Origin of the sequence: Sutcliffiella horikoshii (assembly GCF_019931755.1) — a bacterium.
Taxonomy (GTDB): domain Bacteria; phylum Bacillota; class Bacilli; order Bacillales; family Bacillaceae_I; genus Sutcliffiella_A; species Sutcliffiella_A horikoshii_E.
In genome coordinates this window covers 3,431,098-3,451,484 of sequence record NZ_CP082918.1, presented here as the reverse complement: position 1 = coordinate 3,451,484, position 20,387 = coordinate 3,431,098, and the positions used below count along the sequence as shown (strand labels likewise).

The following is a 20,387-nucleotide window of genomic DNA, read 5'->3' as shown; positions in this document are numbered from 1 at the left end:
CTCTTTTTTGTGAATTTAATATCCTATTCTAGACCAATCAAACAAATCACCAGGGTCGCTTTTACGGACAGGAGCATATTCGTCATGACCAATGATATGTTCCCGGTCGTTCTTGATTAAAGGATTACGTTTTAATATATCATCCAATAACTCCTTCAATGAAGCATACTGAGCATCCGTGTACCCGATATCGGCAGGAGAAATGGAATCATATACATCAGCTGGCATGATTGAAAGCATCTCTTCCCTAGTCCCCACAGCCAACAACTCTATCCCAATTGAATAGTCATTCAAACCACTCTTATACTCTTGATAGTTTAAGAGATGCCCTTTTCCGGCATGAAAGGCTGCACGTTCTTCCGGGACCAAAAGGTAGATTTCTCCTTCCCTGTCTATCAAATAATGAGCAGAAACCTCATACTCTTCAAAAAGTGCGTAGACTTCCTCGATATCATAAGGGTTCTGTGGATCACGGAGCGCATTGTTTGTAAAATGCAGCATGACGTGAGTGATCGGGGCACCTCGTACTCTTGAATTTTTCTTGGGGAGGAGCCATTCTCTCATATCTAAGCTTGATGGTTCGGGTGGAACCACGACCATAGGTTCTGTTATAGGGGGGATCTGATCTAGGTGTCTTTCTGTTTGAACAGTCGGTTTTGAACACCCGATTAATAAACATATAGAAATTAATAGATAGATAGGTTTGAACATCTTTTCTCCTCTTTATGCAAGCTTCTCTTACAATAATTCTTTTTGGAGCCTCGAAATCCTCCTTTTTCGTTTAATTGGTTAAAGAAAGGGTATTCTAAAAAACAAACTGATAAAGGAGGAGTTTAAGATGCCTTATGATTCTCTAAAGGAACTACCGGATGGAGTGAGGGATAATCTTCCTAAACATGCCCAGGAAATCTACAAGGAAGCATTCAATTCAGCCTCAGATCAGTATGATAAAGAAGAAACGGCACATAAAGTGGCATGGAGTGCAGTCAAGGAAAAGTACAAGAAAAATGATAATGATAACTGGGAGAAGAAATAGATTTCGAGATAATCCTTGTCAATTTTTATTAATAGGCATTTAGTTAACTTAAATCAGATTTGAAATCAATAAGAAAAAGGCTGTTAAAAAGATCAATTCCGATCTTTTTAACAGCCACTTTTAATATGGAGCGGATGGGATTCGAACCCACGACCCCTTCGCTGCCAGCGAAGTATTCTCCCACTGAACTACCGCCCCGGTGAGAATGAATTTATTTTATCAAAAATTCTTTCTTTTGCAAACGTTTTTTTTATAAAGTCTTAATCCAAGTTTTCTACTTCTGCTTGAATCACACCTGTAAGTGATTTTAGCTCATAATATACATCTGTCGTATATACGCTTTTCTTCGTGGTGATGATGCAATTAAGCACGATATCATCTTTTTCCTCTTTAACCTTCACTCGTTTTATAGAAAGATTTTTGTGATGAATCTCTTTCATGACCATAGTCAGGTCAATATCTTTTTCGATAAAGATTTTTACTTTTATTTCTTTTTCCTTCAATTTCTTTGGCCCTATCTTATCAAATAGGGAAGGGATTATTTTCACACCAAGAATGATGAAAATGACACCAAAAGCTCCTTCAATAAAAAATCCTGCACCAATAGTAATTCCAAGTGCAGCGGATGCCAATACTAGGGCAGCTGTTGTCAGTCCTGAAATAGCCTCGTTACTTCTTCTTAAAATTACTCCTGCTCCTAAAAATCCAATACCGCTAATAACATATGAAGGAATTCGTCCAGGATCCATCGGTCTTGAGTATTCCTTAGAATAGAGAAAAGCAGATTCATAAGAAACGATGGTTAGAAGACATGCCATCACGGAGACGATTACGCAGGTTTTCAGTCCGAGTGGTTTTCCTTTTAATTCGCGTTCTAACCCTATTATTATTCCAGCTATTGAAGCAAAAACAAGTTTTACAATAAAATCGTATTCATCAAAATATTCCATGAACAATTCCATAAGGCCCCTCCTGTAACTAGAAAAGATATGATATTCTATATAAAAATAGTTATTAGTAAATTATAACAATATTCTGTAAAATTAGAAAGTTATTAAAAAATACTAACAGTTTGGGTGAAGGCAAATGAATAAGTGGTTTAATCCATACGTGGCTCTCGCGGTGGGAGTAGTTACTGTATCCACATCCGCCATTTTCGTGAAATTAGCGGATGCCCCTGCTGGAGTGGTAGCCTTCTACCGGTTGTTTTTCTCCGTAATACTACTACTACCCATATTTCTATATAAATATGTTGGGGAATTAAAGGATATTTCGAAGAGGGATTGGCTCTTCTCTGCGTTGGCAGGTGTATTCTTGGCGTTTCATTTTATTCTATGGTTTGAATCCTTAAACTATACCAGTGTAGCAAGTTCAACAGTGCTCGTAACCCTCCAGCCTTTATTTGCGTTTATTGGAACTTATTTGTTTTTCCAAGAAAGGCTCAGCACAAAAGCTATTGTAAGCGGATTGATGGCAATAGCCGGTAGTGTAATCATCAGTTGGGGTGATTTTCAGATTAGCGGAATGGCTTTATTTGGAGATGTATTGGCATTGGTGGCCTGTGCGCTTGTGACAGCATATCTGTTGTTCGGACAAGATGTCAGAAAAAGGCTGTCTTTAATAACTTATACATTTATTGTTTATGGGATTTGTTGCATTACTTTGCTTTTCTATGTACTAGTAACTGGGGAGTCTCTAACAGGATATTCTTCCACAGATTGGTTTTGGTTCTTAATGCTTGCAATCATTCCAACATTACTGGGCCACTCTTTTTTCAATTGGGCTGTTAAATATATCAGCACCAATGTCATTTCCATGAGCATTTTATTTGAACCGATTGGTGCAGCAGTACTCGCTTATTTTGTATTAAACGAAATGGTAACATGGACCCAATTCACAGGAGGATTGCTTGTGATGCTCAGTGTTGGTTATTTCTTAAGAGATAATCGTAAAAAAAATGAAAACTAAAAGCCGACACATTGTCGGCTTTATCTATTATATGTATAAATCATTGGAGTCTGGTGGCCATCATTGCAAAAAAGATGCCTAGTGAAAGGCTCACAATGAACCCTTCTCCGCGTACATTTCCTTCTTCATCACTTATACGCAACCCCTCAAAATATGCAAACAGTAATAAGCCAATTGAAGTCAGTAATGCTACAATAAATGCTGCGTATTTTACAAGATCCATATCTTATCCTCCTGTTTCACTTATTACTAGATTGTATGAGGGACTTTAATAGAACATTCTAGTAAATTTCTCGTAAAAAAAAGCTGGCCGTAGAGGCCAGCTTAAGCAACGGAATTATTAAAGGTAAATATTCGAGGGACTGTTTTAATCAAGAGTACCGTCACGATTGTGGCTATTACAAAACTCGGTAACATAAATGAGCCGTTATAAAGCAACGAATATAGCCATACTGGTTGCCCTTCTGGTGCCAGATAGTCAAAGTAGATTATTCCAGCAGTATAATGAGCCAAGAATCTTAGAAGGCAACCTATAAAAGAGGCAATACTTACATACATCACAAGCTTTTTTATCTCATCTCTCTTAGCGGATGTCGCAACTTGACTCGCTACAACTCCTGCAAAACCTAGAGAAGTAAATGCCACTATATAATCCAGAAAAATTTGAACTGGATCGATTCCCCAGAAGGTACCTGTTACTATCTGAAGTAGACCAAGAATAAAACCAGATAATATTCCGCCTTTTATTCCCCAGCGAAAGGCCATGATAAATACCGGTACCATTGAGATAGTTATTGCGCCACCTTGTGGCCATATCTGTAAAGATAAAACCCCGGCCAATAAGTCAAGTAAGTAAGCAAGAGCTCCAAAAATAGCAACTTCAACTAGAAATAATGTGTTATTCTTCTTCATGAATATCCCCCTTAACATAAAAAAAGCAATAAAGGAGGCCCTTTATTGCTTAAATGAAATAAGTAATAAATCCGCCACATCCCTACGATAGTACTAACTAACAGGTTCAAAGGGTCAGAACATCAAGTTCACTCTCAGCCGTTAAGGCCCCCCTCGTGGAAAAGAATTCAATTGTCTTCCTTCATCATACATAACCCACAAGAAAACGACAAGTTTTTTCAAAAGCAAACTATAATAGAAGAAGTAAGTTGTGTATATTCCATTAACAGAACCTCTATCAAAAATATTGAAAAAAAGTATTGCAATATAGTTGTAGAGGTGGTATATTTAATTTCGTCGCTGCGAGGGCAGTGATGAGATGTGAAAATGCTACTTCAAAAAAACAAAAAACAGCTTGACTTTAAAACGACAAGTTGTTATGATTAGGAAGTCGCTTTTGAGCGAATCTTGTAAGAAAATGATCTTTGAAAACTAAACAAAACAACAGCGTCATAACGTCGGTTCTACGGAACTGGCAAAATGATTTAAGTAACACAAGCTAGCAAATTTTGAGCAAAAGCTCAGACTCTTTATTGGAGAGTTTGATCCTGGCTCAGGACGAACGCTGGCGGCGTGCCTAATACATGCAAGTCGAGCGGACCTTTCAAAAGCTTGCTTTTGAAAGGTCAGCGGCGGACGGGTGAGTAACACGTGGGCAACCTGCCTGTAAGACTGGGATAACTTCGGGAAACCGGAGCTAATACCGGATAATATAAGGAACCTCCTGGTTCTTTATTGAAAGATGGTTTCGGCTATCACTTACAGATGGGCCCGCGGCGCATTAGCTAGTTGGTGAGGTAACGGCTCACCAAGGCAACGATGCGTAGCCGACCTGAGAGGGTGATCGGCCACACTGGGACTGAGACACGGCCCAGACTCCTACGGGAGGCAGCAGTAGGGAATCTTCCACAATGGACGAAAGTCTGATGGAGCAACGCCGCGTGAGCGATGAAGGCCTTCGGGTCGTAAAGCTCTGTTGTTAGGGAAGAACAAGTGCGAGAGTAACTGCTCGCACCTTGACGGTACCTAACCAGAAAGCCACGGCTAACTACGTGCCAGCAGCCGCGGTAATACGTAGGTGGCAAGCGTTGTCCGGAATTATTGGGCGTAAAGCGCGCGCAGGTGGTCCTTTAAGTCTGATGTGAAAGCCCACGGCTCAACCGTGGAGGGTCATTGGAAACTGGGGGACTTGAGTGCAGAAGAGGAAAGTGGAATTCCAAGTGTAGCGGTGAAATGCGTAGAGATTTGGAGGAACACCAGTGGCGAAGGCGACTTTCTGGTCTGTAACTGACACTGAGGCGCGAAAGCGTGGGGAGCAAACAGGATTAGATACCCTGGTAGTCCACGCCGTAAACGATGAGTGCTAAGTGTTAGAGGGTTTCCGCCCTTTAGTGCTGCAGCTAACGCATTAAGCACTCCGCCTGGGGAGTACGGTCGCAAGACTGAAACTCAAAGGAATTGACGGGGGCCCGCACAAGCGGTGGAGCATGTGGTTTAATTCGAAGCAACGCGAAGAACCTTACCAGGTCTTGACATCCTCTGACACTCCTAGAGATAGGACGTTCCCCTTCGGGGGACAGAGTGACAGGTGGTGCATGGTTGTCGTCAGCTCGTGTCGTGAGATGTTGGGTTAAGTCCCGCAACGAGCGCAACCCTTGATCTTAGTTGCCAGCATTCAGTTGGGCACTCTAAGGTGACTGCCGGTGACAAACCGGAGGAAGGTGGGGATGACGTCAAATCATCATGCCCCTTATGACCTGGGCTACACACGTGCTACAATGGACGGTACAAAGGGCAGCAAAACCGCGAGGTCGAGCCAATCCCATAAAACCGTTCTCAGTTCGGATTGCAGGCTGCAACTCGCCTGCATGAAGCCGGAATCGCTAGTAATCGCGGATCAGCATGCCGCGGTGAATACGTTCCCGGGCCTTGTACACACCGCCCGTCACACCACGAGAGTTTGTAACACCCGAAGTCGGTGGGGTAACCTTTTGGAGCCAGCCGCCTAAGGTGGGACAGATGATTGGGGTGAAGTCGTAACAAGGTAGCCGTATCGGAAGGTGCGGCTGGATCACCTCCTTTCTAAGGAATGTACGCTTGTTGTTTTGTTTAGTTTTGAGAGAGCATTCTCTCAAAAATGACAGTTCTTATGAATTGTCGCAGATAAATCATTCGATTTATCTCTGTTGTTCCTTGAAAACTAGATAATGTAACTAATATCAAGATATTCACAAAATATCGTTCATCTTAGTAATTTTCTTTATAGATATCATCGCTGATATCGACACATGACCATATTGGTCAACGGTTAAGTTATTAAGGGCGCACGGTGGATGCCTTGGCACTAGGAGCCGATGAAGGACGGGACTAACACCGATATGCTTCGGGGAGCTGTAAGTAAGCTTTGATCCGGAGATTTCCGAATGGGGAAACCCACTGCTCGTAATGGAGCAGTATCCTTATCTGAATACATAGGGTATGGAAGGCAGACCCGGGGAACTGAAACATCTTAGTACCCGGAGGAAGAGAAAGCAAACGCGATTTCCTGAGTAGCGGCGAGCGAAACGGAATTAGCCCAAACCAAGAGGCTTGCCTCTTGGGGTTGTAGGACACTCAACATGGAGTTACAAAGGAACGGGGTAAATGAAGCGATCTGGAAAGGTCCGTCATAGAAGGTAAAAACCCTGTAGTTGAAACTTCGTTCCCTCCTGAGTGGATCCTGAGTACGGCGGGACACGAGAAATCCCGTCGGAAGCAGGGAGGACCATCTCCCAAGGCTAAATACTCCCTAGTGACCGATAGTGAACCAGTACCGTGAGGGAAAGGTGAAAAGCACCCCGGAAGGGGAGTGAAATAGATCCTGAAACCGTGTGCCTACAAGTAGTTAGAGCCCGTTAATGGGTGATAGCGTGCCTTTTGTAGAATGAACCGGCGAGTTACGATCCCGTGCAAGGTTAAGTCGATGAGACGGAGCCGTAGCGAAAGCGAGTCTGAATAGGGCGCATGAGTACGTGGTCGTAGACCCGAAACCAGGTGATCTACCCATGTCCAGGGTGAAGTTCAGGTAACACTGAATGGAGGCCCGAACCGACTCACGTTGAAAAGTGAGCGGATGAGGTGTGGGTAGGGGTGAAATGCCAATCGAACCTGGAGATAGCTGGTTCTCTCCGAAATAGCTTTAGGGCTAGCCTCATGTGTTAGAGTCTTGGAGGTAGAGCACTGATTGGACTAGGGGTCCTCATCGGATTACCGAATTCAGTCAAACTCCGAATGCCAAAGACTTATCCATGGGAGTCAGACTGCGAGTGATAAGATCCGTAGTCAAGAGGGAAACAGCCCAGACCGCCAGCTAAGGTCCCCAAGTATACGTTAAGTGGAAAAGGATGTGGAGTTGCTTAGACAACCAGGATGTTGGCTTAGAAGCAGCCACCATTTAAAGAGTGCGTAATAGCTCACTGGTCGAGTGACTCTGCGCCGAAAATGTACCGGGGCTAAACGTATCACCGAAGCTGCGGACTGTTCTTACGAACAGTGGTAGGAGAGCGTTCTAAGGGCGTTGAAGCTAGACCGTAAGGACTGGTGGAGCGCTTAGAAGTGAGAATGCCGGTATGAGTAGCGAAAGAAGGGTGAGAATCCCTTCCACCGAATGCCTAAGGTTTCCTGAGGAAGGCTCGTCCGCTCAGGGTTAGTCGGGACCTAAGCCGAGGCCGAAAGGCGTAGGCGATGGATAACAGGTTGATATTCCTGTACCACCTCCACTCCGTTTGAGCAATGGGGGGACGCAGAAGGATAGGGTAAGCGCGCTGTTGGATATGCGCGTCTAAGCAGTAAGGCTGAGAAGTAGGCAAATCCGCTTCTCATTAAGGCTAAGCTGTGATAGCGAGGGAAATATAGTACCGAAGTTCCTGATTTCACACTGCCAAGAAAAGCCTCTAGCGAGGAGTATGGTGCCCGTACCGCAAACCGACACAGGTAGGCGAGGAGAGAATCCTAAGGTGAGCGAGAGAACTCTGGTTAAGGAACTCGGCAAAATGACCCCGTAACTTCGGGAGAAGGGGTGCTCTGTTAGGGTGTTAAAGCCCGAGAGAGCCGCAGTGAATAGGCCCAGGCGACTGTTTAGCAAAAACACAGGTCTCTGCGAAGCCGTAAGGCGAAGTATAGGGGCTGACGCCTGCCCGGTGCTGGAAGGTTAAGGGGAGAGGTTAGCGCAAGCGAAGCTTTGAACCGAAGCCCCAGTAAACGGCGGCCGTAACTATAACGGTCCTAAGGTAGCGAAATTCCTTGTCGGGTAAGTTCCGACCCGCACGAAAGGCGTAACGATCTGGGCACTGTCTCAACCAGAGACTCGGTGAAATTATAGTACCTGTGAAGATGCAGGTTACCCGCGACAGGACGGAAAGACCCCGTGGAGCTTTACTGTAGCCTGATATTGAATTTTGGTACAGCTTGTACAGGATAGGTAGGAGCCTGAGAAGCCGGAGCGCTAGCTTCGGTGGAGGCGTCGGTGGGATACTACCCTGGCTGTATTGAAATTCTAACCCGCAGCCCTTATCGGGCTGGGAGACAGTGTCAGGTGGGCAGTTTGACTGGGGCGGTCGCCTCCTAAAGAGTAACGGAGGCGCCCAAAGGTTCCCTCAGAATGGTTGGAAATCATTCGCAGAGTGTAAAGGCACAAGGGAGCTTGACTGCGAGACCTACAAGTCGAGCAGGGACGAAAGTCGGGCTTAGTGATCCGGTGGTTCCGCATGGAAGGGCCATCGCTCAACGGATAAAAGCTACCCCGGGGATAACAGGCTTATCTCCCCCAAGAGTCCACATCGACGGGGAGGTTTGGCACCTCGATGTCGGCTCATCGCATCCTGGGGCTGTAGTCGGTCCCAAGGGTTGGGCTGTTCGCCCATTAAAGCGGTACGCGAGCTGGGTTCAGAACGTCGTGAGACAGTTCGGTCCCTATCCGTCGTGGGCGCAGGAAATTTGAGAGGAGCTGTCCTTAGTACGAGAGGACCGGGATGGACGCACCGCTGGTGTACCAGTTGTCTTGCCAAAGGCATAGCTGGGTAGCTACGTGCGGACGGGATAAGTGCTGAAAGCATCTAAGCATGAAGCCCCCCTCAAGATGAGATTTCCTTTTACTTCGGTAAGTAAGATCCCTGAAAGATGATCAGGTAGATAGGTTCGAGGTGGAAGCATGGTGACATGTGCAGCTGACGAATACTAATCGATCGAGGACTTAACCCAAATAAGTATCGAAATAAGTGAACGATATGAATTCTTGATATGAACACATTATCTAGTTTTGAAGGAACACGAAAGATGTAAAAACATCTTGATTTTCTTTCTCAATTTTGTATAATATAATTTGTCTGGTAATGATGGCGAAGAGGTCACACCCGTTCCCATACCGAACACGGAAGTTAAGCTCTTCAGCGCCGATGGTAGTTGGGGGATCTCCCCCTGTGAGAGTAGGACGTTGCCAGGCATTTATATGGAGGATTAGCTCAGCTGGGAGAGCATCTGCCTTACAAGCAGAGGGTCGGCGGTTCGATCCCGTCATCCTCCACCAATATTTTTTCACCTAGTGGAATTAACCATCAATATTATGCCGGTGTAGCTCAGTTGGTAGAGCAACTGACTTGTAATCAGTAGGTCGTGGGTTCGACTCCTATCGCCGGCACCATTTTTGTGCCATTAGCTCAGTCGGTAGAGCATCTGACTTTTAATCAGAGGGTCGAAGGTTCGAGTCCTTCATGGCACACCATTTATCTTGCGGGTGTGGCGGAATTGGCAGACGCGCTAGACTTAGGATCTAGTGTCTTTGACGTGGGGGTTCGAGTCCCTTCACCCGCATTGTAATTTTATATTAGCGGAAGTAGTTCAGTGGTAGAACACCACCTTGCCAAGGTGGGGGTCGCGGGTTCGAATCCCGTCTTCCGCTCCAACAGACTTGCCGGGGTGGCGGAACTGGCAGACGCACAGGACTTAAAATCCTGCGGTAGGTGACTACCGTACCGGTTCGATTCCGGTCCTCGGCACCAGAGTTTTTTACAGCAGTAAAACAACTATTATCTATATGCGCCCGTAGCTCAATTGGATAGAGCGTTTGACTACGGATCAAAAGGTTAGGGGTTCGAGTCCTCTCGGGCGCGCCATTATCGGGGAGTAGCTCAGCTTGGTAGAGCACTTGGTTTGGGACCAAGGGGTCGCAGGTTCAAATCCTGTCTTCCCGACCATTAAATCCCTTTTAGAATTTGGGGCCTTAGCTCAGCTGGGAGAGCGCCTGCTTTGCACGCAGGAGGTCAGCGGTTCGATCCCGCTAGGCTCCACTTTAATACTTTATTTTCTTTTTGGCGGTGTAGCTCAGCTGGCTAGAGCGTACGGTTCATACCCGTGAGGTCGGGGGTTCGATCCCCTCCGCCGCTACCAAAAAGGACCTTTAGCTCAGCTGGTTAGAGCAGACGGCTCATAACCGTCCGGTCGTAGGTTCGAGTCCTACAAGGTCCACCAGTTCTTTCTATACGCGGAGGAATACCCAAGTCCGGCTGAAGGGATCGGTCTTGAAAACCGACAGGGGTGTCAAAGCCCGCGGGGGTTCGAATCCCTCTTCCTCCGCCATATTATTTTAAATGATATGGTGAGTATAGAGACTTATATCTTATTGTCGCGGGGTGGAGCAGTCCGGTAGCTCGTCGGGCTCATAACCCGAAGGTCGCAGGTTCAAATCCTGTCCCCGCAACCAAATGGTCCCGTGGTGTAGCGGTTAACATGCCTGCCTGTCACGCAGGAGATCGCCGGTTCGATCCCGGTCGGGACCGCCATTTTTAACTAATAGTTTGGCTCGGTAGCTCAGTTGGTAGAGCAATGGACTGAAAATCCATGTGTCGGCGGTTCGATTCCGTCCCGAGCCACTTTGATTTTTCTAATGATCTTTTAATGCCGGTGTAGCTCAGTTGGTAGAGCAACTGACTTGTAATCAGTAGGTCGTGGGTTCGACTCCTATCGCCGGCACCATCTTTACTAAGTAAATATTATTATGGCGGTTGTGGCGAAGTGGTTAACGCACCTGATTGTGGTTCAGGCATTCGTGGGTTCGATTCCCATCAGTCGCCCTTTTTAGCGGGTGTAGTTTAATGGTAAAACCTCAGCCTTCCAAGCTGATGTCGTGGGTTCGATTCCCATCACCCGCTCCATTTTTGTGGGCCTATAGCTCAGCTGGTTAGAGCGCACGCCTGATAAGCGTGAGGTCGGTGGTTCGAGTCCACTTAGGCCCACCATTTTTTTATGTACCGTTCCACCATAGCTCAGCGGTAGAGCATTCGGCTGTTAACCGAAGGGTCGTAGGTTCGAATCCTACTGGTGGAGCCATATCTGGGGAAGTACTCAAGTGGCTGAAGAGGCGCCCCTGCTAAGGGTGTAGGTCGTGTAAGCGGCGCGAGGGTTCAAATCCCTCCTTCTCCGCCAGATTATCTGGCCCGTTGGTCAAGCGGTTAAGACACCGCCCTTTCACGGCGGTAACACGGGTTCGAATCCCGTACGGGTCATCAAAAGTTGTGGTATTTTATAAATACTATGGCTTTTTTTATTTGTCCAAAATTCTCTCGAAAAGTGCCTCGAAATTTCTATTCCAAGTAAAAAGTAAGTTTGCATCTTAACAATAAATTAAGATATTCTCAACTCATACAATACCCTTCTGCAAGACAAACAAAACCCCATTTCGAAAAGTAAAATTATTATATTAAAATAATCTATTCTTGTAAGCGTGTACATTTATGCTTGTAGACTATGTTGAACGGAAAAACTTTTCGACAAAAAACAACATTCCTCCTCCTAATTTTTAGTCGAAACTTCTCATAATGTAAACCCTTCCAAAAATGCTGTTATACCGCAATTTCAAGCAGAGCAACAATGAAAACGGTTTCCTTAAATTGCTTATTTATTACATAATAATCTGTAAAATTAAATATTGTTGATTTATGTCATACGATTTCGACTTGTCGGATAAAGGAGAATATTATAAAAAAGAGAATAGTAGTGTATAACAATATTCTTTTTTATAAGGAATGATGGAAGGGTGAAAAAATTGATTGCTACGAGTGCGACGGATTTTCAGCTGCACCTTTTTCATGAGGGAACATTGTATAAAAGTTATGAGCTTTTTGGCTCTCATTTAGTACGGCATCGTAAGAAAGTGTTAGGAACCAGGTTCACTGTGTGGGCCCCTAATGCCAAGAAGGTGCGCGTAATGGGTTCTTTTAATGAGTGGAATGGAGAGGTGCATCCACTAGAGAAATTAAATAACGAAGGTGTTTGGAGTATCCAAATAGATGAGGACTTATCCGGACACTTATATAAATACGAGATTGTTACACAATCCGGTGAAATATTACATAAAGCGGATCCATTTGCTTTTCATGCAGAAGTAAGACCTAATACAGCATCCATTGTATATGACTTAGAAGGGTTCAAATGGAAGGATCAAAACTGGCGCAGGAAAAAGAAACGAAAATTGGTTTATGAAAAACCGATGTTTATTTATGAACTGCACCTTGGTTCATGGAAGAAAAAGAATGATGGAGAACTTTACTCCTATATAGAGTTGATCACGGAATTAATCCCTTATATTAAGGAGCATGGTTTTACGCATATAGAATTGCTGCCATTGGTGGAGCATCCATATGACCGTTCATGGGGCTATCAAGGTACGGGGTATTATGCTGCGACAAGCAGATATGGAAATCCTAAAGAGTTAATGGCGTTTATTGATGCATGTCATCAAGAGGACATAGGTGTGATATTAGACTGGGTACCGGGACATTTCTGTAAAGATGCCCACGGGTTATATATGTTTGATGGGGCTCCCGTCTTTGAATATAAGAACTATCATGACCGGGAGAATGAAGTATGGGGAACGGCGAACTTTGATTTAGGAAAGCCTGAAGTAAGGAGCTTTTTAATATCAAATGCATTGTTCTGGATGGAATATTTCCATGTTGATGGCTTTAGAGTGGATGCGGTGGCCAACATGCTTTATTGGCCAAATTCGAAGGAAGAGCATGCGAACCCCTTTGCACAACAATTTTTGCAAAAACTGAATGAAGCGGTATTTGAACAAGATTACAGTGCACTTATGATTGCGGAAGATTCAACAGATTGGCCATTAGTTACCTCTCCAACCTCAAGTGGAGGACTGGGATTCAATTACAAGTGGAATATGGGTTGGATGAATGACATTTTGCGATATATGGAGGCTACTCCAGAGCAAAGAAAACATCTACACGATAAAGTGACTTTCTCCATCGTATATGCATTTTCCGAGAATTTCATTTTGCCTTTCTCCCATGATGAAGTGGTTCATGGCAAGAAGTCGCTGTTAAACAAAATGCCTGGTGAATATGAAGATAAGTTTGCTCAATTACGTTTACTGTACGGCTTCTTCTTGACACACCCAGGAAAGAAGCTCCTCTACATGGGCGGGGAGTTTGGGCAGTTTGATGAATGGAAGGACCTTGAACAGTTGGATTGGTTTTTAGTGAACCAGTATGAATCCCATCAACAGATGCATCATTACTTCAAGGAACTGTTGGCTTTTTATCAGCAGTTTAAAGCTTTGTATGAACTAGACCATGATCCGAGTGGTTTTGAATGGATTGATGCAGATAACCGAGAGCAAAGTGTCTTTTCTTTTATCCGAAAAGGAAAAAAACCTGCAGATACACTAATAGTGATTTGTAATTTTACAGGAGCTTCCTATGAAGGATTTAAAATAGGTGTGCCTTATTTTACAGAATATGAAGAGGTTTTTAGTTCTGATGCAAAAGAATTCGGTGGAAGCGGCCGGATAAATGAGCAGGAAGTTAGTGCCGAAGAGGGAGCATATCACGGAAAGGACTATCATATGATGGTCAATGTTGCATCATTTGGTGTAAGTATATGGCGTCCGAAGAAAATTAGAGGGGAGAGATAACGCGATGGCGAAAAATAAATGTGTAGCAATGTTATTGGCAGGGGGAAAAGGGAGCAGGCTCAGTTCGTTAACAAAAACGTTGGCAAAGCCGGCTGTTCCTTTTGGAGGAAAGTATAGAATCATTGATTTTGCATTAAGTAACTGCACAAACTCAGGAATTACTACAGTGGGAGTCCTGACCCAATATCAACCATTAGTATTAAACTCTTATATCGGCATTGGCAGCACGTGGGATCTGGATCGGAAAAATGGAGGGGTGACGGTATTGCCTCCTTACACGGAATCCTCTGGTGTGAAGTGGTATACAGGGACAGCAAGTGCCATCTACCAGAATATCAACTATCTCACTCAATATGATCCTGAATATGTCCTTATCCTGTCTGGAGACCATATTTACAAAATGAATTACGAGGAAATGCTAGATTACCATATTAAGAAGGATGCGGATGTATCCATTTCAGTTGTGGAAGTTCCTTGGGAAGAAGCAAGCAGATTCGGAATCATGAATACGAACGAGAAGCTTGAAGTGGTAGAGTTTGATGAAAAGCCGGCGCTTCCAAAGAGTAATCTGGCTTCCATGGGAATCTATATTTTCAAGTGGTCTGTCTTAAAGGAATATCTGGAAATGGATGATAGAAACCCTGAGTCCAGCCATGACTTTGGGAAGGATGTCATTCCTTTGTTATTGGAAGAGAATAAGAGATTGGTAGCATATCCATTTAAGGGATATTGGAAGGATGTTGGAACTGTAAAGAGCTTGTGGGAAGCAAATATGGATTTGCTAAAAGAGGATTGTGAATTGAATCTTTTTGAATATGACTGGCGCATCTATTCTGTAAATCCAAATCAGCCTCCTCAGTTTATTGCACCATATGCAGACGTGAAAGACTCTCTTGTTAATGAAGGATGTTTCATTGAAGGGAAAATTGATCACTCCGTATTATTCCAAGGTGTGAATGTGGGGAGAAATTCAGTCATCCAAAACTCAGTAATCATGCCGGATGCCATCATTGGTGAAAATGTCTATGTAAACAAGGCAATCATTCCTTCAGGGATAAAAATTCCGGATGGTGCTGTCATCTGTCCAGAGAAAAATGAAGACGAGATTATTTTAGTAACAGAGGAAATGATGGATAAAGGGATTTTCTCTACAACCCGATAAAAGACGGAAAATCAAACACAGGAAGGGTGTCCATTTATGAATAAATCAATGTTAGGAATCATCGATGCAACAATCCATAATGAAGAAATGCAGGAGTTAACTTTAAAGCGTTCCATAGCAGCAGTTCCTTTTGGGGGACGCTATAGACTGATTGATTTTGTCCTTTCCAACATGGTCAATTCGGGTATCCAAAATGTCGCGATCTTCCCCCGTTATCAGTATCGCTCTCTGATGGATCACCTGGGATCCGGGAAGCAGTGGGATCTGGATCGTAAACGCGATGGCTTGTTCTTTTTCCCAAGTTCCGAGAATGAAAACACAGGTTCGTTCCAACATTTCAAAGAAAATGTGGACTTTTTCGGGCGCAGCAATCAAAAATATGTCGTGATTGCAAATAGTTTTACCGTATCCAATATGAATTACAAATTGATTCTAGATCGCCATATCCAAAACAGATGCGATATAACCCATGTGGTAAAAGAAGATGAAACGTTGGATATGTATGTCCTGGAGAAGGACCTGCTTGTGAAATTATTCATGAATCATGAACAAACGGGGTATAGAAGTATCATGGATGTGGTAGAGGATATTACAAGCGGATATAAAATTTGTAACTATGAATATACCAATTATGCCGCAGTGATTGATTCGCTGGAAAGTTATTATGAGCATAGCTTGGAGCTGTTGGATCCTGTTGTTTGGAAGCAGGTGTTTGTGAAGGATCATCCTGTCTTCACGAAGGTTAAAGACGAGCCTCCAACAAGTTATTCCAAAGATGCCTTTGTCAAGAATTCAATGATTGCAAACGGTGCCATCATTGAAGGGCATGTGGAGAACAGTATTATTTTCCGCGGTGTCAAGATCGGGAAAGGTACGGTAGTCAAAAACAGTATTGTCATGCAAAAAGGTGTTATTGGAGAGAATTGTGTTTTAGATTCCGTCATCTTAGACAAAGATGTAAAGGTAGAAGACGGTACAAGTTTAACAGGTAAAACAGATTCCCCGTATTTAGTGAAAAAAGGATCGGTACAAGGAGCTCTGATGAATTCGTGAAAGTATTGTTTGTCGTATCAGAATGTGTCCCGTTTGTGAAGTCTGGAGGCTTAGGCGATGTTGCGGGTGCATTGCCTAAGGAGTTAAAGAAACTTGGAACGGATGTACGGGTTATTTTGCCGAAATATGGGCAAATCCCCGAAATGTTTAAAAACAAAATGAAAAGAGTGCAGACCACTTTTGTAGATGTGGGCTGGCGTCATCAATACTGTGGTGTCGAAAAATTGGTACATGATAATGTAACCTATTATTTTATCGATAACGAATACTACTTTAACCGCGATTCCCTGTACGGTCACTTTGATGACGGGGAACGCTTTTCCTTTTTCTGTCGTGCCGTATTGGAAAGCATGACAGCCATTGATTTTATTCCAGATGTCATTCACTGTCATGACTGGCACACAGGGATGGTCAATTTTATCTTGGAGCGGGAATACAAGCAGAACCCAAGGTTTGAGCATATTCAAAGTGTATTTACGATCCATAACCTTCAATTTCAAGGTGTGTTTCCGCCAAGTATCCTGCATGATTTGTTGCGGATTGACAGTAAACATTTCCATGCTGATGAGCTGGAGTTTTACGGGAATGTGAATTTCATGAAGGCAGCATTGGTATCATCCGGTTATATTACGACGGTAAGTCCCACTTATAAAGATGAGATTCAGACCGCTTATTTCGGCGAAAAGCTGGATGGAGTTCTCCGTCATAGAAATGATGCGTTAGTAGGAATCATTAACGGGATTGATGATGATTTGTATAGTCCTGAAACGAACGAGTACATTGAAGCAAATTATTCCGTAAGTAAAATGGGAAATAAAAAGTTGAATAAAGCAGCCCTGCAAAAACTATGCGGATTACCTGTAAAAGAGGAAACACCGATCATTGCTATGGTAAGCAGGTTGACAAAGCAAAAAGGGTTGGACCTTGTTACATGTGTGCTGCATGAAGTATTGAATGAGGATGTACAGATCGTCGTGCTTGGAACAGGTGAACCTCAGTTTGAACATTATTTCCGGGAGTTAGCTTATCGATATCCTGAAAAGGTGAAGACGTTCATTGGTTTTGATGAACCGCTTGCTCATCAGATTTATGCAGGGGCAGATATGTTTTTAATGCCGTCAAAGTTTGAACCGTGCGGACTTGGTCAGCTGATAGCCTTGCGCTACGGCACCATTCCGATTGTACGCGAAACCGGTGGACTGAATGATACGGTTCATTCTTATGACGAAACGACGTTGGAAGGAAACGGATTTTCCTTCACCAATTTTAACGCCCATGATATGCTTCATACCATCAGGCGTGCTATAAGCATGTATGAGCAGCCAGAAGTTTGGAACGGTATTATGAAAGAAGCAATGGAGCGGGATTATAGCTGGGCTAAATCCGCGTTTAAATACAATCAATTATATTCAACACTAATGGCTAGGAGTGGAGTGCATGTTCTCTAATAAAGAAAAATTCAAGGCTGCTTTTTTAAGGAAATTGGAGAGTATGTACGGAAAGAGCTTCCAGGAATCAACCTCAAGAGATCATTATCATACACTCGGAAACATGGTAAGAGAATATATCAGCGCCAACTGGATTGCCACCAACGAGCGAAATCGAGCTGCTGATGAAAAACAAGTGTACTATCTTTCTATCGAATTCTTATTGGGGAGATTATTGGGAAGTAATCTTCTGAATCTTGGAATTCAAGAGGTGGTGGAAGAGGGCCTGAAAGAACTGGGGCTTGATTTCTCAGCCATTGAGGAAATCGAAGCGGATGCAGGTCTTGGGAATGGTGGACTTGGCCGTCTTGCAGCCTGTTTCTTAGATTCACTTGCTTCTCTAGACCTTCCTGGTCATGGATGTGGTATTCGCTATAAACATGGTTTATTCGACCAGAAATTTGTGGACGGCTACCAAGTGGAACTGCCAGAGCAATGGCTTAGACACGGAAACGTTTGGGAAGTGAGAAAGCCGGACCAGGCTGTAGAAATCAATTTCTGGGGCAAGGTGGAGTCTTATAAGGAAGATGGAAAAGAGAAGTTCAGGCATGCAAAAGGAGAGGCAATCACAGCGGTTCCATATGATATGCCGGTTGTCGGATATCAAACGGATACGGTCAACATGTTAAGGCTTTGGAGTGCAGAGCCTGCTCCTTTTCCGACAAACAAGGATATCATGCAATACAAAAGGGATACAGAGGCAGTTTCTGAATTTCTTTATCCGGATGATACCCATGATGAAGGAAAGATACTGCGTTTAAAGCAACAATACTTCCTTGTTGCGGCAAGTATCGGAAGCATTATCCGGTCTTATCGGAAGAAGAATGGTAGTCTGATAGATTTCCATAAAAAAGTGACCATTCACATTAATGATACCCATCCAGTGCTGGCAATTCCGGAACTGATGCGGGTTCTTTTGGATGAAGAAGATATGAGCTGGGAACAGGCTTGGGAAATCACCTCTCATACGATTTCTTACACCAACCATACAACTCTTTCTGAAGCATTGGAAAAGTGGCCGGTCAATATTTTTCAGCCGTTGCTGCCTCGTATATATATGATTGTAGAAGAGATCAATGAACGCTTCTGTGCAGACTTATGGAAAAAGTATCCTGGACAATGGGGTCGAATTGAAGAGATGGCAATCCTTGCGCATGGATTAGTTAAGATGGCTCATCTTGCAGTGGTTGGTAGCTTCAGTGTCAACGGGGTGGCAAAGATACACACGGAGATATTAAAAAATCGAGAGATGCGTTTATTTTATGAGGCTTTTCCTGATAAATTTAATAATAAAACAAATGGTATTACCCACCGCAGATGGTTATTGAAAGCAAATCCACAATTAACATCACTTATCCAGGATACGATTGGTTATGGGTGGATGAAGGATACGACACAACTTCGACAGCTTGATGTATATGCAAACGATTCCGCTTTTTTGGAGAAGTTAGACCAGGTGAAACGGGAACGGAAGCAGATTCTTGGAGAACGTATTAGAAAACAAACAGGGATCGTCATCGATTCTGACAGTATTTTTGATGTACAGGTGAAAAGACTGCATGCTTACAAACGTCAACTGTTAAATGTTTTTCATATTATGTACTTATATAACCGATTAAAAGAGGACAGTAGTTTTGATATACATCCTAGGACTTTTATTTTTGGAGCCAAAGCTTCCCCTGGTTATTATTATGCTAAAAGAGTAATCAAATTAATAAACTCTCTCGCGGATAAGGTGAATACTGATCCTTCCATTAATGGACGCTTAAAGGTTATCTTTCTAGAAAACTATCGAGTTTCATTGGCTGAGGATATTTTCCCGGCAGCGGATGTAAGTGAACAAATTTCCACTGCCAGTAAGGAAGCTTCAGGTACTGGTAATATGAAGTTCATGATGAATGGGGCCTTGACGATTGGCACGCTTGACGGTGCCAACATCGAGATTAAAGAAGAGGTCGGAGAAGAGAACATGTTCATTTTCGGTCTTACTGCAGAGCAGGTCCTGAATTATTATCAAAATGGTGGATATAGATCGAGTGAGTATTACCATCATGATAAGCGGATCCAGCAGGTTTTGGAACAGCTTATCAACGGATTCTTCCCGGACGTGGATGACCACTTTGAACCAATTCACGATTCCTTGCTTATGCAAAACGATGAGTATTTCGTCTTGAAGGATTTTGCGTCCTATATTGATGCACAAGAGCGTGTGGATGCAGCCTATCGTGACCGAAACCACTGGCTAACCATGAGCGCCAAAAACATCGCTCACTCAGGCTTCTTCTCAAGCGACCGCACCATCAGACAATACGCCAACGAAATCTGGGGCCTAGAACCAAGCTACAGCAAACGATGACCGAAAGAGGGGCAAGGTAAGAAAGTATAAAAACTGTTGATTTCCGTTCCAGGCGCTTCGCTTGCCTGCGGGCGGTCCGTGAGCCTCCTCACTCCGTTGCGGGGTCTCACCTGTCCCTTCCTCCCGCGGGCGTCTGCGCGCCTTCCACTACAATCAACAAGGTGACTGTGTTCACCTAAGGGTTTGTAAAAAAGAATTTAATTGACTTACTGAAAAAGCACTAACATATCGTTCTCGTAATTTTCAGCTGTGGATTGGAGCAAATGGCGAAGACTCCTGCGGGGGAGTAGCGACAATGTTGAGACCCCGCAGGGCGCAGCCCGAGAAGGCTCAAGGTCGCCCCGCGGAAAGCGAGCCATTTGCGGAAAGGAACAGCGGCCATTCACCAATAAACTATACTAATGAAAAATGAC

The 20,387-nt window shown here is 43.9% G+C and carries 11 protein-coding genes, 23 tRNA genes, 3 rRNA genes and 1 riboswitch; of the genes, 32 read left to right on the top strand and 5 right to left on the bottom strand.

What is annotated here, in order from left to right; translation table 11 throughout:
- Positions 1-15 precede the first annotated feature (15 nt).
- Complete coding sequence (locus K7887_RS17710; protein WP_223490922.1) at positions 16-711, bottom strand: N-acetylmuramoyl-L-alanine amidase; 696 nt, start codon at positions 709-711, stop codon at positions 16-18.
- A 127-nt stretch (positions 712-838) separates the two neighbouring features.
- Between K7887_RS17710 and K7887_RS17705 the strand changes: the two genes are divergently transcribed.
- Entirely contained in the window at positions 839-1,036 is a 198-nt protein-coding gene (locus K7887_RS17705) for a ChaB family protein (protein ID WP_223490920.1), read from the top strand.
- A 126-nt stretch (positions 1,037-1,162) separates the two neighbouring features.
- Here K7887_RS17705 and K7887_RS17700 read toward each other — a convergent pair.
- Positions 1,163-1,234 (bottom strand) — tRNA-Ala (locus K7887_RS17700).
- A gap of 62 nt (positions 1,235-1,296) precedes the next feature.
- A complete protein-coding gene (locus K7887_RS17695) occupies positions 1,297-1,998 on the bottom strand; it encodes an MgtC/SapB family protein (RefSeq protein WP_223490918.1) in 702 nt (233 codons plus the stop codon).
- A gap of 124 nt (positions 1,999-2,122) precedes the next feature.
- Here K7887_RS17695 and K7887_RS17690 point away from each other — a divergent pair, with 124 nt between their 5' ends.
- Positions 2,123-3,004, top strand: a complete 882-nt coding sequence (locus K7887_RS17690; protein WP_223490917.1) for a DMT family transporter — start codon at positions 2,123-2,125, stop codon at positions 3,002-3,004.
- A 40-nt stretch (positions 3,005-3,044) separates the two neighbouring features.
- On the opposite strand, the gene K7887_RS17685 is transcribed toward K7887_RS17690, so the two are convergent.
- Positions 3,045-3,227: a hypothetical protein gene (locus tag K7887_RS17685; RefSeq protein WP_223490915.1), complete on the bottom strand. Its 183-nt coding sequence runs from the start codon at positions 3,225-3,227 to the stop codon at positions 3,045-3,047.
- A 101-nt stretch (positions 3,228-3,328) separates the two neighbouring features.
- Positions 3,329-3,916, bottom strand: coding sequence for an energy-coupled thiamine transporter ThiT (gene thiT, locus K7887_RS17680; RefSeq protein ID WP_223490914.1), 588 nt, complete (start codon positions 3,914-3,916; stop codon positions 3,329-3,331).
- A 62-nt stretch (positions 3,917-3,978) separates the two neighbouring features.
- A riboswitch (TPP riboswitch) is annotated at positions 3,979-4,080 on the bottom strand.
- Between the two features lie 405 nt (positions 4,081-4,485).
- Here thiT and K7887_RS17675 point away from each other — a divergent pair.
- From K7887_RS17675 to K7887_RS17530, 30 genes are all read left to right on the top strand, one after another.
- Positions 4,486-6,037, top strand: a 16S ribosomal RNA gene (locus tag K7887_RS17675).
- Between the two features lie 224 nt (positions 6,038-6,261).
- Positions 6,262-9,193, top strand: a 23S ribosomal RNA gene (locus K7887_RS17670).
- 124 nt (positions 9,194-9,317) lie between these two features.
- Positions 9,318-9,434, top strand: a 5S ribosomal RNA gene (gene rrf / locus K7887_RS17665).
- The 16S, 23S and 5S rRNA genes sit together here with 22 tRNA genes alongside, the layout of an rRNA operon.
- Positions 9,435-9,442: 8 nt before the next feature.
- Positions 9,443-9,518: transfer RNA gene (locus tag K7887_RS17660), tRNA-Val, on the top strand.
- A 38-nt stretch (positions 9,519-9,556) separates the two neighbouring features.
- Positions 9,557-9,632: transfer RNA gene (locus K7887_RS17655), tRNA-Thr, on the top strand.
- A gap of 5 nt (positions 9,633-9,637) precedes the next feature.
- Positions 9,638-9,713, top strand: a tRNA-Lys gene (locus K7887_RS17650).
- Between the two features lie 8 nt (positions 9,714-9,721).
- Positions 9,722-9,802, top strand: a tRNA-Leu gene (locus tag K7887_RS17645).
- Between the two features lie 16 nt (positions 9,803-9,818).
- Positions 9,819-9,893: transfer RNA gene (locus K7887_RS17640), tRNA-Gly, on the top strand.
- Positions 9,894-9,901: 8 nt separating this feature from the next.
- Positions 9,902-9,990: transfer RNA gene (locus K7887_RS17635), tRNA-Leu, on the top strand.
- Between the two features lie 37 nt (positions 9,991-10,027).
- Positions 10,028-10,104, top strand: a tRNA-Arg gene (locus K7887_RS17630).
- Between the two features lie 4 nt (positions 10,105-10,108).
- Positions 10,109-10,185 (top strand) — tRNA-Pro (locus K7887_RS17625).
- A 20-nt stretch (positions 10,186-10,205) separates the two neighbouring features.
- Positions 10,206-10,278 (top strand) — tRNA-Ala (locus tag K7887_RS17620).
- A gap of 23 nt (positions 10,279-10,301) precedes the next feature.
- Positions 10,302-10,378: transfer RNA gene (locus tag K7887_RS17615), tRNA-Met, on the top strand.
- 4 nt (positions 10,379-10,382) lie between these two features.
- Positions 10,383-10,459, top strand: a tRNA-Ile gene (locus tag K7887_RS17610).
- A 15-nt stretch (positions 10,460-10,474) separates the two neighbouring features.
- Positions 10,475-10,567: transfer RNA gene (locus K7887_RS17605), tRNA-Ser, on the top strand.
- 47 nt (positions 10,568-10,614) lie between these two features.
- Positions 10,615-10,691 (top strand) — tRNA-Met (locus tag K7887_RS17600).
- 3 nt (positions 10,692-10,694) lie between these two features.
- Positions 10,695-10,770: transfer RNA gene (locus tag K7887_RS17595), tRNA-Asp, on the top strand.
- A 17-nt stretch (positions 10,771-10,787) separates the two neighbouring features.
- Positions 10,788-10,860 (top strand) — tRNA-Phe (locus K7887_RS17590).
- Positions 10,861-10,887: 27 nt separating this feature from the next.
- A tRNA-Thr gene (locus tag K7887_RS17585) sits at positions 10,888-10,963 on the top strand.
- Positions 10,964-10,988: 25 nt separating this feature from the next.
- A tRNA-His gene (locus K7887_RS17580) sits at positions 10,989-11,061 on the top strand.
- A 7-nt stretch (positions 11,062-11,068) separates the two neighbouring features.
- Positions 11,069-11,142: transfer RNA gene (locus tag K7887_RS17575), tRNA-Gly, on the top strand.
- A gap of 7 nt (positions 11,143-11,149) precedes the next feature.
- Positions 11,150-11,226, top strand: a tRNA-Ile gene (locus K7887_RS17570).
- Positions 11,227-11,242: 16 nt separating this feature from the next.
- Positions 11,243-11,317, top strand: a tRNA-Asn gene (locus K7887_RS17565).
- A gap of 5 nt (positions 11,318-11,322) precedes the next feature.
- Positions 11,323-11,413 (top strand) — tRNA-Ser (locus K7887_RS17560).
- A gap of 8 nt (positions 11,414-11,421) precedes the next feature.
- Positions 11,422-11,493: transfer RNA gene (locus K7887_RS17555), tRNA-Glu, on the top strand.
- A 539-nt stretch (positions 11,494-12,032) separates the two neighbouring features.
- Positions 12,033-13,916 (top strand): 1,4-alpha-glucan branching enzyme, encoded by a 1,884-nt coding sequence (gene glgB / locus K7887_RS17550; RefSeq protein ID WP_223493690.1) that lies wholly within the window; start codon positions 12,033-12,035, stop codon positions 13,914-13,916.
- A gap of 4 nt (positions 13,917-13,920) precedes the next feature.
- Positions 13,921-15,078: a glucose-1-phosphate adenylyltransferase gene (locus tag K7887_RS17545; RefSeq protein WP_223490912.1), complete on the top strand. Its 1,158-nt coding sequence runs from the start codon at positions 13,921-13,923 to the stop codon at positions 15,076-15,078.
- Between the two features lie 36 nt (positions 15,079-15,114).
- Positions 15,115-16,131 carry a GlgC family sugar phosphate nucleotidyltransferase gene (locus K7887_RS17540; protein ID WP_223490910.1) on the top strand — a complete coding sequence of 339 codons (1,017 nt, stop codon included), beginning with the start codon at positions 15,115-15,117 and terminating at the stop codon, positions 16,129-16,131.
- On the top strand, positions 16,128-17,579 hold the full coding sequence (glgA, locus tag K7887_RS17535; RefSeq protein WP_223490909.1) for a glycogen synthase GlgA: 1,452 nt from the start codon (positions 16,128-16,130) through the stop codon (positions 17,577-17,579). Before K7887_RS17540 ends, glgA begins: the two co-directional genes overlap by 4 nt.
- Positions 17,569-19,974: a glycogen/starch/alpha-glucan phosphorylase gene (locus tag K7887_RS17530; protein ID WP_223490907.1), complete on the top strand. Its 2,406-nt coding sequence runs from the start codon at positions 17,569-17,571 to the stop codon at positions 19,972-19,974. The genes glgA and K7887_RS17530 overlap by 11 nt, the downstream gene beginning before the upstream one ends.
- The last annotated feature ends 413 nt before the right edge of the window (positions 19,975-20,387 follow it).

What these genes read in the sequence shown, in the direction of transcription:
- K7887_RS17710 (WP_223490922.1), bottom strand. Translation starts at nt 711, where the DNA reads ATGTTCAAACCTATCTATCTATTAATTTCTATATGTTTATTAATCGGG.
- K7887_RS17705 (WP_223490920.1), top strand. Translation starts at nt 839, where the DNA reads ATGCCTTATGATTCTCTAAAGGAACTACCGGATGGAGTGAGGGATAAT.
- K7887_RS17695 (WP_223490918.1), bottom strand. Translation starts at nt 1,998, where the DNA reads ATGGAATTGTTCATGGAATATTTTGATGAATACGATTTTATTGTAAAA.
- K7887_RS17690 (WP_223490917.1), top strand. Translation starts at nt 2,123, where the DNA reads ATGAATAAGTGGTTTAATCCATACGTGGCTCTCGCGGTGGGAGTAGTT.
- K7887_RS17685 (WP_223490915.1), bottom strand. Translation starts at nt 3,227, where the DNA reads ATGGATCTTGTAAAATACGCAGCATTTATTGTAGCATTACTGACTTCA.
- thiT (WP_223490914.1), bottom strand. Translation starts at nt 3,916, where the DNA reads ATGAAGAAGAATAACACATTATTTCTAGTTGAAGTTGCTATTTTTGGA.
- K7887_RS17545 (WP_223490912.1), top strand. Translation starts at nt 13,921, where the DNA reads ATGGCGAAAAATAAATGTGTAGCAATGTTATTGGCAGGGGGAAAAGGG.
- K7887_RS17540 (WP_223490910.1), top strand. Translation starts at nt 15,115, where the DNA reads ATGAATAAATCAATGTTAGGAATCATCGATGCAACAATCCATAATGAA.
- K7887_RS17530 (WP_223490907.1), top strand. Translation starts at nt 17,569, where the DNA reads ATGTTCTCTAATAAAGAAAAATTCAAGGCTGCTTTTTTAAGGAAATTG.